We start from the raw sequence: 15258 nt of genomic DNA, 5'->3' as shown, positions 1-15258 counted from the left end.
TCGCGAACGCGGTGGATCAGACAACAGAGATGTTGAATGGTCCGGCCCCTTCGCGAGCAAGCCCGCTCCCACAGGGATCTGTGTAAGGCATCAGGATTTTTCCTGCCCCTGCGAAGACCCAATTCCGTACATCGTCCGAGAGCCCTTCATGCCCGTATCCGCCAACATGACCAGCGCCCCGATTGCCCACAAGGCTGAAGGTCCTGACCCGTATGCCTGGCTGCAGGAACGCGACACCGACGCGGTGCTCGATTACCTCAAGGCTGAAAACCGCTATCAAGAGGCGCAAACCGCCGATCAGGCCGGGCTGCGTGAAACCCTGTTCGAAGAAATCAAGGGGCGGATTCTCGAAACCGACCTGTCGCTGCCCTCCCCGTGGGGCCCGTACCTGTATTACACGCGCACCACGGCCGGTGACGAATACGCCCGTCACTACCGCTGCCCGCGCCCGGCGGATGACAGCCTGGCGCTCGATGAAGCCCGGGAACAACTGCTGCTGGACCCGAACGAACTGGCCAACGGCGGCTTCTTTTCCCTGGGTGCATTCAGTATCAGCCCGGACCACCAGCGCCTGGCCTACAGCATCGATTCCACCGGCGACGAGATTTACACACTGTTCGTGAAGGAATTATCCAGCGGTCGTGTCAGCGAACTGGAATTCGCCGACTGCGATGGCAGCATGACCTGGGCCAACGACAGCCTGACGCTGTTCTTCGGCGAACTGGATGACACCCACCGTCCGCACAAACTGTTCCGCTATCGACTGGACGGCACGGCGGCCGAAGAAGTGTTCCATGAGCCGGACGGCCGCTTCTTCATGCATTGCTATCGCTCGAGTTCCGAGCAGCAATTGCTGCTGGCGCTGGGCAGCAAGACCACCAGCGAAGTCTGGGTGCTCGACGCGTTCCAGCCGCAGCAGGCCTTTACCTGCATCGCGCCGAGGGTTGAAGACCATGAGTACGACGTTGATCACGGCGCACTCGATGGCCAGTGGACCTGGTTCATTCGCACCAACCGCGACGGCATCAACTTTGCCCTGTACACCGCTGTCGATACCGGCGCTGCGCCGACCGAAGCCGACTGGCAGAACCTGATTCCCCACCGCGACACCACGATGATCGACGGCATGAGCCTCAATGCCGGAGCCATGAGCCTCAGCCTGCGTGAAGGCGGCTTGCCGATCATCGAGGTGCACCCGCAAGGCCTGCCGAGCTACCGCGTGCAGTTGCCGGATGCGGCCTACAGCCTGCACGTGCAAAACAGCCTGGAATTCGTCAGCGACCGCATCCGTTTGCGTTACGAAGCGCTGAACCGTCCGGCGCAGATCCGCCAACTGGAACTGGTCAGCGGCGAACAGAAAGTACTGAAGGAAACCCCGGTGCTCGGCCCGTTCGACGCTGACGCCTATGTCAGCCAGCGCCTGTGGGCGACCGCGCCGGACGGTACGCAAGTGCCGATCAGCCTCGTCGTCAAACGCGAAGCCCTCGGTCAGCCGACGCCACTTTATCTGTACGGCTACGGCGCCTACGGCGAAAGCCTCGACCCGTGGTTCTCCCATGCGCGCCTGAGCCTGCTGGATCGCGGCGTGGCGTTTGCCATTGCCCACGTGCGCGGCGGCGGCGAACTGGGTGAAGCCTGGTATCGCGCCGGTAAACAGGAACACAAGCACAACACCTTCAGCGACTTCATCGCCTGCGCCGAGCACTTGATCGCCAATGGTTTCACCACCTCACCGCAACTGGCGATCAGCGGTGGCAGTGCCGGCGGCTTGCTGATCGGCGCCGTTCTCAATCAGCGGCCAGAACTGTTCGGCGCGGCGATTGCCGAAGTGCCGTTCGTCGACGTGCTGAACACCATGCTCGATCCGGATCTGCCGCTGACCGTTACCGAATACGACGAGTGGGGCAATCCTGAAGAGCCGGACGTATATGATCGGATCAAGGCCTACGCCCCGTACGAAAACGTCACTGCACAGGCTTATCCTGCGACGCTGGTGATCGCCGGCTACAACGACAGTCGCGTGCAGTATTGGGAAGCGGCCAAGTGGGTGGCAAAATTGCGCGCCAGCAAAACCGACGACAATCCGCTGCTGCTCAAGACCGAACTGGGTGCCGGGCATGGCGGGATGAGTGGCCGTTATCAGGGATTGCGTGACGTAGCACTCGAATACGCATTTGTTTTCAAGGTTTTGGGGATTGCCTGAGGAACTTGGCCCGGTGATTCGGTCTCAGGATCTGTACACAATTCAATGTGGGAGCGGGCTTGCTCGCGAAGGCGTTCACCCAGCCAGCATTTGAGCTGACTGACACACCGCAATCGCGAGCAAGCCCGCTCCCACAAGGGATTGGGTACATTCAGAAAAAACCGGACCAGACACAAGAAAAAGAACGCACGACATGTCAGAACCGACCCTGTTGAACAACGAAATCCGCGACTGGCTGATGGACTGTGGCCTGTTCGACCAACTGCTGCCCGCCGACTTCGCGGCGGCTTCGGGCTACTTCAGCATCAGTACGGTGGCCGAGGGCGAAGAGATTTTCCACGAAGGCGATGCCGGCAGCTTCATGTGCATCATCCACACCGGCCAGGTGGCCGTGCAGAAAACCGGCAGCGATGGGCAACTCGTGACCATGGCCACGTTACGCAGCGGTCGGGCGTTCGGCGAAATGGCCGTGCTCGATGGCGAGCGACGCTCCGCCAGTTGCGTGGCGGCGAGCAATTGCCAGCTGCTGAACCTGGGCAAGGACTCGCTGGAAAAGATGCTCAACGACGCGCCGAAAATCGCCGCCAAGATCATCCGCGCCCTCGCCGTCTCCCTGTCCAGACGCCTGCGCATGGCCGACGGGCAATTGTTGTCGCAGCAGGTCTAACCGCCCGGCGACTTGATCTTCGTATTGTTCTGCTCCAGGCCCGGCAACGTCTGGTCCTTGGGCGGGCTGGGCACTTCGATCGGTGGCAACAGCGGTGGCCCGCCACCGCCGGGCCCGGCTTTGTGCGGGATGGTCGGGGTGATCTGCGGGTACGGCGTCGGCGTCGCGGTGCCGGGCGAACCGGGCAGTGGCGCCGGGCTGGTCGGAATGGTTTGCAGCTCTTGGGCCTGCACTGCAGTTATCGAGAGCGCGGCCAAGGCAATGACCGTTAGAATGGTGCGCTTCATCAATGGCTCCGTTGGCCTTGTTGTCTGATTGCAGGCTACTCCCAACTGCGCTCGTTTGCCTCCCCTGTGCCCCTCCTTCTCAAGAGAGCCCCATGAAACGTTTCGTTCTGCTCGACACCGCCCCCATTCCTGAAAACGGCGGTGCCCTGTGCCTGTTCGAATACGGTGAGGATTTCGTCATCAAGATCCAGGGCGGCGACGGCGGACAGCTGATGAACACCCGCATGCACGGCTCCGAAGACGCGCTGGCGGAAATCCCCTGCCGCAAGGTCGCCGGACGGCCGAATTCGCGGGTGTTGATCGGTGGCCTGGGCATGGGGTTCACCCTCGCCTCGGCGCTCAAGCATTTGGGCAAGACCGCTGAAGTCGTGGTCGCGGAACTGGTGCCCGGCGTGGTCGAGTGGAATCGCGGGCCATTGGGCGAAAAATCCGGCAACCCATTGCTTGATCAGCGCACGGTGATCCGCATGGAAGACGTGGCCAAAGTGCTGCAGGCGGAGCCACAAGGTTTCGACGCGATCATGCTCGACGTCGACAACGGCCCCGAAGGCCTGACGCAGCGGGCCAACAGCTGGCTCTATTCCGCCGGCGGCCTGAGCGCCTGCGCCAAAGCCTTGCGCCCCAAAGGGGTGCTGGCGGTGTGGTCGGCCAGCGCCGACAAACAGTTTTCCGAAAAACTGAAGAAGGCCGGCTTCAAGGCCGAGGAAGTCCAGGTCTTCGCCCACGGCAACAAGGGCACCCGTCACACCATCTGGATTGCCGAGAAGCTCAAGGGCTGAGCTAAACTTCGTTCATAACCGTCATTAGTCTTTTACAAAGGTGAACCCATGAGTTCGTCAACGCCGACCAACACTTCGAAGCTGGACCGCATCCTTGCCGACAACCAGCGCGACAAGGAAATGGGTTACCGCGACAAGGCCCTGAAGATGTACCCGCACGTATGCGGCCGCTGCGCCCGCGAGTTTTCCGGCAAGCGCCTGAGCGAACTGACCGTGCACCACCGCGACCACAACCACGACAACAACCCGCAGGATGGCTCGAACTGGGAACTGTTGTGCCTGTATTGCCATGACAATGAGCACTCGCGGTACACCGACCAGCAGTATTTCGATGAGGGCTCGCTGAGCACGCCGAAGATCGCCAAAGCGACGCATAACCCGTTTGCGGCGTTGGCCGGTTTGATGAAGAAAGACGACTGAAGATCTTCATTGCCTGACCCGGCCCCATCGCGGGCAAGTCCGCTCCCACAGGGTTCTGTGGCGAACACAACATTGTGATCGACACCAATCACTGTGGGAGCGGGCTTGCCCGCGATAGCAATTGCCCGGACACCACCAATCTACAATCTGACCACCCTCCCCCAATCCCCGTATAATCGCCGTTTTTTCCCCGAAGGCACCCCGCTCGTGGCAGACAAACGGTACAGCTGCATTGGTTTGTTCAACCCCAAATCACCGGAAAACGTCGGCTCGGTCATGCGCGCCGCCGGCTGCTACAACGTGGCGTCCGTGTTCTACACCGGCAAGCGTTATGAACGCGCCGCCGACTTCGTCACCGACACCAAGCGCGTCCACTACGACATCCCGCTGATCGGTATCGACGACCTGAAAAAAATCCTGCCCCTGGGCTGCGTACCGGTTGCCGTGGAGCTGGTCGAAGGCGCGCGCTCACTGCCGGAATACACCCACCCGGATCGCGCGCTGTACATCTTCGGCCCGGAAGACGGCTCGCTGGATCAAGAGATTCGCGACTGGTGCGAAGACGTGGTCTACATCCCGACCACCGGTTGCATGAACCTCGCCGCCACGGTCAATGTCGTGCTGTATGACCGCATGGCCAAGGGCCTCAACACCCGCTCCGGTCCGAAATTCCGCTGAATCGACGCACATCCGACGGAACAAGCCGCCCGCCTCGGCAGTCAGCTTAATTATCTATTCTTGAAGCAGTCATTCCCGCCAGGAGACAGATCATGAGCGAACTCAAACGCGTAGAGCGCATCGAATCCACCCCGTTCCAGAGCCATACCGATCAGAACGTTCACGGCTGGGAGCGCATCGGCTCCCTGGCCGGTGGCGTGGTGATGGTCGGCAAAGGCCTGCGCCGCGGCGGGATATTCGGTTTGATCCAGGTGGCCATCGGCGGCGTAGCGCTGGCCCGCGGCATTACCGGCCACAGTTCGGCCAAGAGCCTGCTGGAGAAAAGCCGTCACGACATGAACAACGTGCGGGCGAAGATCGAGCGTGCCGGGGAAGAGTTGGGGCGGCTGAAGGCGAATGCCGAGGCGGCGACCAAAACCGCGACCGTGACCGGGAATGATTCGTTGCAGTCGCCTAAAGCCGGGGTTTGATCCGGGTTGTTCGTTGAGGCTGACAGCCTCATCGCGGGCAAGCCCGCTCCCACAGTTTTTTGTGGGGGCCACGAAATTGTGGACACCCCTGATCCCTGTAGGAGCGAGGCTTGCCCGCGATGGCAATTTTACTGGAGTAACCCGGTATCCAAGACTTTGGAAGACTCGCCAATCACACTCTCGGCCAGTTGAACAAACTCCTTGGTATCGACACCCTCCAAGTGCATCGCCCCGCGCATCACATCGTCCAGCGAACGTTTGTTGCGCGTCTTCAGGCGAATCTCGCGATCCAGCTCCTGTAGCAACAACACCGCTTTGGCTACCTGCGACGGGCTGGCCTGCGCGTCACGCAGCGTGGTGACCTTCTGGCTGTCCTTGACCAGCTTGCCATGCAGACTTTCATATCGCTCGTCACTCATCCCGCCGGCGCGGCGCACCAACTCAATGGCGTAATACTCGGCGAGTCCTTCGCTGATCCAGTCGCTGCGCTGCTTGTCGTTGACCCGCCCGAACACCTGGGCCAATTCCCGCACCAGCGCGCTGCTGCCGCTTTCGCTGACCAGCGGCAGACGCGTGTTCAGGTAGATCGACTCACGCGCCGCCAGGCTGCCCCGCCACATCGGATCGTTGGCGCCGACAATCAGCAACTTGGCGGGATGACGCGGGAACACGTCCTGCACTTGCGGCCAGACAAACGTCAGCAACGTCAGCACGTCCATGCGGCGCATGCCCTGGCCTTGGGGCGAAGCGACGGTGACTTCGGTTTCCCCCAATCGGGTGCGACGTGTGCCTAGGTGGCCGGCAAGCATCCAGCCGGTAGGCCGGTCGAACAGGCGGGAGACGTTATCGATGCGGAATTTGTTCTTGCCGATCCGCGGCCAGGCGGTTTCGACGCTTTTCCAGCCGGTAGGCAATTCGAACTCCAGGCGTGAAACCAGCTCGATACCATCCTGCTGGTCGAGTTTCGCGGCGGGCACCAGATCGTCGCCCCGCATCAGCGCCCAGGTCGGGGTCATGCGTGTGTCGAAGCTGCCGCTCTTGCGGCCATGGCTGACCCGCACCCGGTAAGTCAGGCTGGCCTTGTCGGCGGCCGGGCGCCAGATTCCACGGGCCGGTTTGCCCGGTGTGAGCTGCCATTGGCCGTCGGCCTTGAAGTCGCTGTAGTGGCTGCCGTCGCCGAGGTCGAAATCCAGACTGCGCACCGCCGAACCCTGGGCCAGGGTCAGCCGCACTTCAGCCTGATCGCTTTGCGGCAACAGGCGCACGTGGTAATCCAGATCGACCTTCTTCGCCGCCGACACCGACGAACTCAGGGCCAGCAGCCCAACGGCCAACGCCCGCCGCAATCCCACAGCCATACACACTCCTTTGTAAAACTAGCCTGCCCGGAAAATCAGATGGTCTTCCCAATCCTCTTCGGCCACGCTGCCTTCGGCGAGCATGCGCCCGGATTGGGAAATGCGTTCGTGATGCACGGCATCGCGATCACCGCACACCAGGTGGTGCCAAAGCGGCAGGTCCTTGCCCTCGCTGACCAGGCGATAACCGCAGGTCGGCGGCAGCCATTTGAACTCGTCGGCCTTGCCCGGCGTGAGCTGGATGCAGTCCGGCACGAATTTGCGGCGGTTAGGGTAATCGCTGCACTGGCAGGTTTTCAGGTCCAGCAACTTGCACGCGATGCGCGTGTAGTAAACGCTGTTGTCCTCTTCATCCTCGAGCTTTTGCAGGCAGCACAGACCACAACCGTCGCACAGCGATTCCCATTCCTCCTGATCGAGTTGATCGAGGGTTTTGCGTTTCCAGAACGGTTCGACTTTGGCGACCATGGCTCAAGCATCAACATCAGGTGGTGAAAAGGCCGCCAGTCTAGTGTGCAGCGGCCCGGGGGCCAAGCATTGGCGACTGCCGGTAGAACGGGACTTGTCAGTTATTGCGCCGCCAAGTAGCTTTGCCAGTCGCAAGGAGCCAGACCTGCGTGCCATTAACGCCCCACCGCGTTGCATTCGGATGAAGTGCCAGGCTCACGAAAAACCTCATCGCCCAGCCCAACTGCGCCCGCCGGTTTTTTACTCGACTCTCTGACTCACCTGTCGCAAGGAATCTCTGCATGAGTGCCAATCCCCGCGTTGCCGATTATGCCATCCACCCGCAATTCACCGATCGCTGGTCACCCCGCGCCTTCACCGGTGAAGCCATTCCCGAAGAAACCCTGCTGAGCTTTTTCGAAGCCGCACGCTGGGCGCCATCGGCCTACAACTCGCAGCCTTGGCGGTTTCTCTACGCGCGCCGCGATACGCCGAACTGGGAGCGTTACCTGGGTTTGCTGAATGAATTTAACCGCAGCTGGGCGCAACACGCCTCGGCGCTGGTGATCGTGATCTCGAAAACCACCTTCGCGGTGCCAGGCGCCACCGAAGAAACCCCGGCCTTGTGGCACACCTTCGACACCGGTTCGGCCTGGGGCCATCTGGCGTTGCAAGCGAGCCTCAGCGGCTGGCACACCCACGGCATGGCCGGTTTCGACCAGGAGCTGACCCGCAAGGAGCTGAACATTCCTGAAGGTTACGCCCTGCACGCGGCGGTGGCGGTGGGCAAACTGGGGGATAAAGCGACGCTGGCGGATTACCTGCAAGCACGTGAAGAGCCGAGCCCGCGTCGCCCGTTGAGCGAACTCGCGGCTGAAGGCGACTTCACCCTCTAAGCCACAGCGCAAAACAACTGTGGGAGCGGGCTTGCTCGCGAAGACGGGGTGTCAGTCAATACAAATGGTGACTGACACTCCGTCTTCGCGAGCAAGCCCGCTCCCACATTTCGATCCAAGTGGTTTCAATAGCCGCGATTGAAATCCACTTCCCCGCGCAACGCCTCACCCGCCTGATACGCCCGCACATTCTCGACAAACAGCTTCACCATCATCGCAGGCGACGTCGGTGCGGAGCTGTGTCCGGTCAGCAGCAAGCCCCAGGCCGTCCAGAACGGGTGACGTTGCGGCAGCGGTTCCTGACGGCAGACGTCGATCACCGCGCCTGCCAGATGCCCTTCCTTCAAGGCTTCCACCAGATCCGCATCGACCACCGCCACGCCGCGCCCGACGTTGATGAACAACCCGGTCGGCTTGAACTGCTTGAACAGCGCCGCGTCGTACAGGTCGTGGGTCGTCGGCGTATTCGGCAGCAGATTGATCACGTAATCGACTTCACCGACCAGGCGCGGCAAATCCGCCAGCGCGCCCACTTCGACAAACGGCGCCTGCTCGCGGGCTTCGCTGGCGATGCCATACAACTCGACGCCAAACGGCAACAGAAACCGCGCCACGGTCTGACCGATGTCACCGGTGCCGACGATCAGCACCTTGCGCCCCGCCAGGCTTTGGCCCTGGCGACTGTCCCATTTACGCTCGACCTGACTGACCAGGCGCGGCAAGACTTCGCGCTCGTGGCCGAGCATGTAGGTCAGCACGTATTCGGCCATGACCTGACCGAAAATCCCCACCGCGCGGGTCAGGCGATAGTGGCGTGGCAGGCCGTCGGCCAGCAGCGGCGTGATGCCGGCCCAGGTCGATTGCAGCCATTGCGGCTGGTGACCCTGACGCAACAACGTGGCCAAAAGGTCCGGCTGCCCCAGCCAGATCGAGCAATCGGCGGCCTGGCGGGCCAGTTCAGCGGAGTCGCCACTGGTCAGTACTTCCAGGTCAGGCGCTGCCTGGCGCAACAGTTGGGCATATACAGGGTGGTCGTGTTCAGCAATCAGAACGCGCATGGTTCAAACCTTTCAAAAGCAGTGCAGACGGCCGCCGAGGGAGTATCGCTCCTTCATCGCGGCCATCGCCAAAATCATTCCAGTGTTTCACGCAGACTCTGAACAGAGCCTGTCTGCCGATCACATCGGGTCGTTGCGTCGCAACAGTTCTTCCGGCAAATGCTCGATGTATTCGTCTTCGGCCGGTGGCATTTGCAGGTGGTAACCCTGCTTCTCGAGGTTTTCCAGCACCACGGTGATGTCCTCGCGCGACAGCTTGCGCTCGGGGGTCAGCACCAGGTCGAACGCGTGGTGCGGTTTGCCGAAAGCGGCCATCAGACTTTCCGGGACGCGCTCCAGTGCATCGCTTTTCAGCACATAGAGGTACATCTCGTTTTTCTTCAGGCTTCGATAGATGGAGCAAATACGTTTCAAGGCTGTTCTCCGGCGGTGGCCAGGCTGTCGAGCAGCGCCTGGCCCATCAATTCGCGGCGCCAGCCACGCAGCGAATCAGGCAATTGGTAAGGACCGTTGGGGAAGCCGCTCTTGAGCAACGCTTCCAGGGTTTTCTTGCGCAGCATCAGTTCCGGCGCGATATTCAGGCGCTCGGCTTCGGCCTGGCCGAGTGCACGCAACTGTTTGATCAGCACGGCAGCATCCACCGGCAACGGCTCCGGCACGGCAGCCGGCCATTGATCTGGGGACACACTGCCAGAGCGCTTGATCAGATCAAGCAGAAATTCGCCGTCCTGACGCACGGTACGCGGGTGCATGTCTTCGATTTTCGCCAGCGCGCCGAGGTTGTCCGGTTGCGTCCGCGCCAGCGGCCACAGGGAGTGTTCACGGATGATGCGATTGCGCGGCAAGTCACGGGCGCGGGCTTCGCGTTCGCGCCAGGCGCAGAGTTCACGCAGCACGGCGAGTTGGGCACGGGAGAGTTTCCAGGCCAGTTTGGCGTCGCGATAGACCTCGTACGGATCCACTTCACGACGCAGGTTGGCCACCAGCTCGGCACCGTCTTCCAGGACCCAGGCGTATTTGTCGTCAGACAGCTTCGGACGAAGCTGTACGAAAACTTCCGCAAGGTGCAAGGCATCTTCGGCGGCGTAGCTGATCTGTGTGTCAGACAGCGGACGTTGCAGCCAGTCGGAACGGGTCTCGCCTTTCGGCAGGTCGATGCCGAGCACTTCCTGCACCAGCCGCGAATAGCCCATTGAGAAACCGAGGTTCAGGTAGGCGGCGGCCAGTTGGGTGTCGAACAGCGGCGCCGGCAGGCTGCCGGTCAGACGCAGCAAAACCTCGAGGTCTTCGCTGCACGCATGCACGACTTTGACCACGGCCGGGTTTTCCAGCAATGCGGCCAATGGCTGCCAGTTGTCGATGGTCAACGGATCAATCAGGTAAGCGCGTACGCCATCGCCGATCTGCAGCAGGCCTGCAATCGGATAGAAGGTGTCGACCCGCATGAATTCGGTGTCGAGGGCAACGTAGGGCAGCTGCTGCCACTCGGCGCAAAACCGGCCGAGGCTATCGTTGTCGCGAATCCAGTGAATATCGATGGCCACACGGCTCTCCCTTGAAGAATGGCGCGCAGTATATATCGCCCCCGGCGATTTCCGCGCCTCCACTGAACAAGAGCTTTAGCGAAAACACCTGCCTGATGGCAAGAAATGTCTGACAGAGGGGGGTTATCTGGCCTTACGCAACACGTAGACGCGCAGAGGTGCGCAACCGGGCAGGAAGTCTTGATGGCTGAGCAAGCGGAAACCCGCCTGTTTGAACTCGGCTTCCACTTCGGCCTTACTGGCCAGCGGCCGGGCCTGAATGCCTGGTGTATCGGGTCGCCGGCGCTTGAATCGGGTATCGACCCGCACCGCCACAATCACCGTATCGCGGCTGACCCGGTAGAACTCGCCCAGCATGGCCAAGCGATGTTCGGGGCTGGCGATGTGCTGAAACAGTTGCATGCAAAAAATGCAGTCCACTGCATTCGCCGACAAGCCGATGGCAAATGCTGAGCTCTGAAAGGTCTTGACCCGTTTCAGTAGCTGTTGCGGGTGGTGGGTCGGCGCGTGATCGAGCATGTCCTGAGACGGGTCGGACGCCAGAATCACCCGGTTTGCGTGTTCGCCCAGCACCGGCCAGAAGCGCCCGGCCCCGCAGGCGACGTCGAGAATCAGCCCCGGTTCGCCGGCCACCTTGAGCGCGCTGCGCACCAGTTGCTCGTCACGCCAGAACGCCAGGCGCCCGGCGAGGCCACGTGGGCTCGACTGCAAGCAGACGCGGGCGTGTTCCTGATCGTGACGCCGGGCGAACTCAAGTTCGATGGCGGAAGGGGGTTGAGCGGACATGTCAGGGGCTCTTGTAGGAAAAATCTGCCGGGGCGCAGGTTAACGGCCGAGACGTGAAAAAAAGGTCGTGGCCTTCACTCTTTGGCCAGAACACCGTCAATCACCGCACCACGGCAGCCGGCAAACATGTCCAGGTCCTGGTTGTAGACCTTGCTGCTGACCTCCAGCAAGCCGAGCATCGAATGGAACAGGTTGTCCTGGCTCAACGGTTTTTCCCGACTCAATTGCAGGCAATGGGTGTCCACCGAGAACGACTTCTGGTAGCTGTCGGAGAACCAGGCAAGCATGGCGACATGCTTCTGTTGATCCGGCGCCATCATGTAAGGCGTACCGTGAAGAAACAGGTTGTATTCGCCCAGGGACTCGCCGTGGTCCGACAGATACAGCATCGCGGTATCGACTTTGTCCTGGTTGCTGCGCAGCAGATCGATCAGGGTCGACAGCACATGGTCGGTGTACACCAGCGTGTTGTCGTAGCCATTGACGATACTTTCGCGACTGCAATTGTTCAGCGCATTGCTTTCACACACCGGGGTAAAGCGTTCGTACTCTTTCGGGTAGCGCTTGAAGTATTCCGGACCGTGACTGCCCATCTGGTGCAACACCAGCACGGTGTCTTTATCGAGGTTATCGATGAAGTGCTGCAAACCCTGCAGGAGAATTTCATCGCGGCACTCGCTGTTGGCGCAGAGCGACGGGTCTTTCAGGTGGCTGACATCATCGACGGTGACGCGGTCGCAAGTGCCTTTGCAGCCTGACTGGTTATCGCGCCAGATGACGTCCAGCCCTGCCCGCTTGAGCACATCCAGCAGGCCTTCTTCATTCTTCGCCGTGCTCGCGTTGTAGCCCTTGCGGCCCATGTTGGAAAACATGCACGGCACCGAGACGGCGGTTTCCGTGCCGCAGGAATGCACATCAGTGAAGGCAATCAGGCCCGCTTCCTTGTCCAGTTTTGGCGTGGTGTCGCGGTCGTAGCCCAGCACACCAAAGTTCTCGGCCCGGGCACTCTCACCCACCACCAACACGGTCAGGGATTTGCGGCCGTGAGTTTGCCAGGCCGGGTTTCTCTGTGCGTCTTCACCAATCTTGACGAAGGGTTGCCGGGCCGAAGCGACCTGCTCACGCAGGTAGCCGAACGACGCACCCATGTAGTTGCTCGGAACCACCATCAGGCGCAACTCATGGTGATTGCGAAACAGCGAGGACAGGCCTTGATAGTTAACCAGTGCGACGCCACCGAGCACCGCCACCGACACGACACTCACCAATACTTTACTTAACAACTCGCGATGCCAGCGACGGTAACTAACCGGAGTCCTCCACAACAACCACGACGGCAAAATCCCGAGCAACACAATATAAACAATCAACTTTATCGAAAGTAAGTCACGCACTTCCGTGACATTGGTTTCGGCAAAGTTACGCAACATGCCCGCATCAATCAAAACACCGTATTGACTCATGAAGTACGCCACACCCGCGCTGATCATAAAGACAAGCGTGAGCACAGGTTTCATGAAGGGCCGGAACGCCAGCAGCGTCAGCACCAGGTTGAAGACAGCCAGAATCATCAAGCCGAAAGCCACACACAGGGCGATGCCCTTGCCGTCGGACGCGGTGATTTCAAACAGGTGTTGCCAGAGCACTGAATTGAAGCCGGCCAACAAAAAGGCACTGGCAAACAACGTCACCCACTCTGGGCGCACGGCTTTAATCTTCAACATGATAATCGGCTGTTCCTGAAAAGAAGTGCCGTCGGTAAATGTGAAAATTTCATTTACCGCGACAGCAGTAACTTTAGGCAGCCAACCATCAATTTTTTGTGAAAAAGAAGCCAACGATTAGTTGGCTTCAAGTGGTTAGTCGAAACTTAACTTGTATTTGAGAATGGTTCAGGCCTGGTTCAGGTACCAACGCCAATCCTGCTCACCGACTTCGCCCATGAACTGCCGATACTCGGCACGTTTAACGGCGAGGTAAACGCCGAGAAACTCTCCACCGAAGGCCTCCCGCGCCCACGTCGAACCTTCCAGCGCGCGCAAGGTGGTCAGCCAGTCGGTCGGCAACAGTTCCGTGGCCTGGGCGTAGCCATTGCCTTCGACAGGCGCTCCCGGGTCCAGTTGTTCGCGAATACCGCGATGGATGCCGGCCAGAATCGCCGCAGCCGCCAGATACGGATTGGCGTCGGCGCCGCAAATGCGATGTTCGATGTGCCGCGAGAACGCCGGCCCGCCGGGCACGCGCAAACTCACGGTGCGATTGTCCACGCCCCAGGTGGCGGCCAGCGGCGCATAGCTGTTGGTCTGGAAGCGACGGTAGGAGTTGGCGTTCGGACAGAACAGCAGCAACGAATCGAGCAAGGTACTGAGCATGCCGCCAACCGCCTGTTTAAGCAGCGGCGTACCGTCGGTGGCTTCGCTGGCGAACAGGTTGTTGCCGTCCTTGTCCGCGAGGCTGACATGCATGTGCATGCCGGTGCCGGCCAGGTCGTCGAAGGGTTTGGCCATGAAGCACGCCGTCATCCCGTGTTTGTGCGCCACGCCCTTGACCAGCCGTTTGTATCGCACGGCCTCATCCATCGCCTGCAAAGCGTCGGTGCGATGTTCGAGGGTAATTTCCACTTGCCCCGGCGCGTATTCGGAAATCGCCGTGCGCGCCGGAATGCCCTGGAGTTTGCAGGCGCTGTACAGGTCGGCCAGGAACGGCTCGATCTGCTCCAGTTCGCGCAAACCGTAGACCTGAGTGCTGCGCGGGCGTCCGCCGTCGACGTCTCGCGCAGGTTGCGGCCGACCGTTGCTGTCGCGTTGCTGATCCAGCAAGTAGAACTCCAGCTCCGCGGCCATGACCGGGTAATAACCGTCCGCCTGCAAGCCTTCGATCACCTTCGCCAACAGGTGGCGCGGGTCGGCGATGGTCGCCGGCATGCCTTCCTTCGGGTGCATGCTGACCTGCACCGCCGCCGTCGGCATCAATCGCCACGGCATGCGCGTCAAACTGCCGCTGATCGGGTAGGCCCGGCAATCGATATCGCCCACGTCCCACACCAGGCCCGAGTTTTCCACGTCATCGCCGTTGATGGTCAGGCCCAGAATGGTACTCGGCAGGGGCCGACCGCTTTCGTACACCGCCAGCAATTCATCGCGATGCAACAACTTGCCCCGTGGCACACCGTTGTTGTCGAGGATGAACAACTCGAACATCTCGATATCCGGATTCTGTTCAAGAAAAGTCAGGGCTTCTTGCTTCGAGGCGAAGGATGTCGTGGCACAACTCATGGGAATTCTCTTGTTTCCGCGTCAGGCAAACGCGCAGGCGCTGCCGGTTTGATCCCGGCGCACAGCGCGGGACCTGTAAGAACAATCAACGGGAAAGGTGGGAATCCGGCGGGCGCGCGTGACGGCAATGCCACAACGCCCAGAAGGCGAGTTCGGAAGGAAGTGCGACCGGACAACCGTCCATAGAGAAAACCGCAGTAAACAGATGAACAGCAGCGTCACATGGCTGGATAAGTCTTTAAATCGGGATTTGAAGAACTTTGGTTGAGGGTTGGCTAAACAATCATCTCCAAAACACCATCTATCCAATGTGGGAGCTGGCTTACTCGCGAAGGCGGCGTGACAGTCGACATTTTTGGTGACTGAGACAACGCCTTCGCGAGCAAGCCC

At 60.6% G+C, this 15258-nt stretch carries 16 protein-coding genes; 7 read left to right on the top strand and 9 right to left on the bottom strand.

Annotated elements, in window-relative coordinates; genetic code table 11:
- The first annotated feature begins 148 nt into the window (after positions 1 to 148).
- Both J2Y86_RS25195 and J2Y86_RS25190 read left to right on the top strand, forming a co-directional pair.
- Positions 149 to 2203, top strand: coding sequence for a S9 family peptidase (locus tag J2Y86_RS25195; protein WP_253437832.1), 2055 nt, complete (start codon positions 149 to 151; stop codon positions 2201 to 2203).
- Between the two features lie 193 nt (positions 2204 to 2396).
- A complete protein-coding gene (locus J2Y86_RS25190; protein ID WP_253437829.1) occupies positions 2397 to 2870 on the top strand; it encodes a cyclic nucleotide-binding domain-containing protein in 474 nt (157 codons plus the stop codon).
- Here J2Y86_RS25190 and J2Y86_RS25185 read toward each other — a convergent pair.
- Positions 2867 to 3157, bottom strand: coding sequence for a hypothetical protein (locus J2Y86_RS25185; protein ID WP_031318505.1), 291 nt, complete (start codon positions 3155 to 3157; stop codon positions 2867 to 2869). The two genes, J2Y86_RS25190 and J2Y86_RS25185, sit on opposite strands and share 4 nt — an antisense overlap.
- 92 nt (positions 3158 to 3249) lie before the next feature.
- Between J2Y86_RS25185 and J2Y86_RS25180 the strand changes: the two genes are divergently transcribed.
- The 4 genes from J2Y86_RS25180 (at position 3250) to J2Y86_RS25165 (ending at position 5504) form a co-directional block, all read left to right on the top strand.
- A complete protein-coding gene (locus J2Y86_RS25180) occupies positions 3250 to 3936 on the top strand; it encodes a spermidine synthase (protein WP_253437826.1) in 687 nt (228 codons plus the stop codon).
- 48 nt (positions 3937 to 3984) lie between these two features.
- On the top strand, positions 3985 to 4356 hold the full coding sequence (locus tag J2Y86_RS25175) for a YajD family HNH nuclease (RefSeq protein WP_017336997.1): 372 nt from the start codon (positions 3985 to 3987) through the stop codon (positions 4354 to 4356).
- 207 nt (positions 4357 to 4563) lie between these two features.
- The gene (locus J2Y86_RS25170; RefSeq protein WP_253437824.1) at positions 4564 to 5034 is read left to right on the top strand and encodes an RNA methyltransferase; all 471 of its coding nucleotides are present in this window, start codon (positions 4564 to 4566) and stop codon (positions 5032 to 5034) included.
- A gap of 92 nt (positions 5035 to 5126) precedes the next feature.
- Entirely contained in the window at positions 5127 to 5504 is a 378-nt protein-coding gene (locus J2Y86_RS25165) for a YgaP family membrane protein (protein ID WP_253437821.1), read from the top strand.
- A gap of 128 nt (positions 5505 to 5632) precedes the next feature.
- Here J2Y86_RS25165 and J2Y86_RS25160 read toward each other — a convergent pair whose 3' ends face one another.
- Together J2Y86_RS25160 and J2Y86_RS25155 are read right to left on the bottom strand one after the other, a co-directional pair.
- The gene (locus J2Y86_RS25160) at positions 5633 to 6862 is read right to left on the bottom strand and encodes a hypothetical protein (RefSeq protein WP_253437818.1); all 1230 of its coding nucleotides are present in this window, start codon (positions 6860 to 6862) and stop codon (positions 5633 to 5635) included.
- Positions 6863 to 6880: 18 nt separating this feature from the next.
- Positions 6881 to 7330, bottom strand: coding sequence for a YcgN family cysteine cluster protein (locus tag J2Y86_RS25155; RefSeq protein ID WP_253437815.1), 450 nt, complete (start codon positions 7328 to 7330; stop codon positions 6881 to 6883).
- Between the two features lie 281 nt (positions 7331 to 7611).
- Here J2Y86_RS25155 and J2Y86_RS25150 point away from each other — a divergent pair, with 281 nt between their 5' ends.
- On the top strand, positions 7612 to 8205 hold the full coding sequence (locus J2Y86_RS25150) for a nitroreductase family protein (protein ID WP_017336992.1): 594 nt from the start codon (positions 7612 to 7614) through the stop codon (positions 8203 to 8205).
- A 125-nt stretch (positions 8206 to 8330) separates the two neighbouring features.
- Here the strand turns inward: J2Y86_RS25150 and J2Y86_RS25145 are convergent, their stop codons facing one another.
- From J2Y86_RS25145 to J2Y86_RS25120, 6 genes are all read right to left on the bottom strand, one after another.
- Complete coding sequence (locus J2Y86_RS25145) at positions 8331 to 9263, bottom strand: D-2-hydroxyacid dehydrogenase (RefSeq protein ID WP_253437812.1); 933 nt, start codon at positions 9261 to 9263, stop codon at positions 8331 to 8333.
- Positions 9264 to 9383: 120 nt separating this feature from the next.
- A complete protein-coding gene (locus J2Y86_RS25140) occupies positions 9384 to 9677 on the bottom strand; it encodes a YcgL domain-containing protein (protein ID WP_007898694.1) in 294 nt (97 codons plus the stop codon).
- Positions 9674 to 10807, bottom strand: a complete 1134-nt coding sequence (gene rnd / locus J2Y86_RS25135) for a ribonuclease D (protein ID WP_253437810.1) — start codon at positions 10805 to 10807, stop codon at positions 9674 to 9676. The genes J2Y86_RS25140 and rnd overlap by 4 nt, the downstream gene beginning before the upstream one ends.
- Before the next feature lie 123 nt (positions 10808 to 10930).
- Entirely contained in the window at positions 10931 to 11593 is a 663-nt protein-coding gene (locus tag J2Y86_RS25130; RefSeq protein WP_253437807.1) for a class I SAM-dependent methyltransferase, read from the bottom strand.
- Between the two features lie 74 nt (positions 11594 to 11667).
- Entirely contained in the window at positions 11668 to 13317 is a 1650-nt protein-coding gene (locus tag J2Y86_RS25125) for a phosphoethanolamine transferase (RefSeq protein ID WP_253437804.1), read from the bottom strand.
- 168 nt (positions 13318 to 13485) lie between these two features.
- Complete coding sequence (locus J2Y86_RS25120) at positions 13486 to 14868, bottom strand: glutamine synthetase family protein (RefSeq protein ID WP_253437802.1); 1383 nt, start codon at positions 14866 to 14868, stop codon at positions 13486 to 13488.
- Positions 14869 to 15258 lie beyond the last annotated feature (390 nt).

The organism is Pseudomonas migulae (assembly GCF_024169315.1).
Classification (GTDB): Bacteria; Pseudomonadota; Gammaproteobacteria; order Pseudomonadales; family Pseudomonadaceae; genus Aquipseudomonas; species Aquipseudomonas migulae_B.
This window is presented reverse-complemented; position numbering and strand designations above follow the sequence as displayed.

What these genes read in the sequence shown, in the direction of transcription:
- J2Y86_RS25195 (WP_253437832.1), top strand. Translation starts at nt 149, where the DNA reads ATGCCCGTATCCGCCAACATGACCAGCGCCCCGATTGCCCACAAGGCT.
- J2Y86_RS25190 (WP_253437829.1), top strand. Translation starts at nt 2,397, where the DNA reads ATGTCAGAACCGACCCTGTTGAACAACGAAATCCGCGACTGGCTGATG.
- J2Y86_RS25185 (WP_031318505.1), bottom strand. Translation starts at nt 3,157, where the DNA reads ATGAAGCGCACCATTCTAACGGTCATTGCCTTGGCCGCGCTCTCGATA.
- J2Y86_RS25180 (WP_253437826.1), top strand. Translation starts at nt 3,250, where the DNA reads ATGAAACGTTTCGTTCTGCTCGACACCGCCCCCATTCCTGAAAACGGC.
- J2Y86_RS25175 (WP_017336997.1), top strand. Translation starts at nt 3,985, where the DNA reads ATGAGTTCGTCAACGCCGACCAACACTTCGAAGCTGGACCGCATCCTT.
- J2Y86_RS25165 (WP_253437821.1), top strand. Translation starts at nt 5,127, where the DNA reads ATGAGCGAACTCAAACGCGTAGAGCGCATCGAATCCACCCCGTTCCAG.
- J2Y86_RS25160 (WP_253437818.1), bottom strand. Translation starts at nt 6,862, where the DNA reads ATGGCTGTGGGATTGCGGCGGGCGTTGGCCGTTGGGCTGCTGGCCCTG.
- J2Y86_RS25155 (WP_253437815.1), bottom strand. Translation starts at nt 7,330, where the DNA reads ATGGTCGCCAAAGTCGAACCGTTCTGGAAACGCAAAACCCTCGATCAA.
- J2Y86_RS25150 (WP_017336992.1), top strand. Translation starts at nt 7,612, where the DNA reads ATGAGTGCCAATCCCCGCGTTGCCGATTATGCCATCCACCCGCAATTC.
- J2Y86_RS25145 (WP_253437812.1), bottom strand. Translation starts at nt 9,263, where the DNA reads ATGCGCGTTCTGATTGCTGAACACGACCACCCTGTATATGCCCAACTG.
- J2Y86_RS25130 (WP_253437807.1), bottom strand. Translation starts at nt 11,593, where the DNA reads ATGTCCGCTCAACCCCCTTCCGCCATCGAACTTGAGTTCGCCCGGCGT.
- J2Y86_RS25125 (WP_253437804.1), bottom strand. Translation starts at nt 13,317, where the DNA reads ATGTTGAAGATTAAAGCCGTGCGCCCAGAGTGGGTGACGTTGTTTGCC.
- J2Y86_RS25120 (WP_253437802.1), bottom strand. Translation starts at nt 14,868, where the DNA reads ATGAGTTGTGCCACGACATCCTTCGCCTCGAAGCAAGAAGCCCTGACT.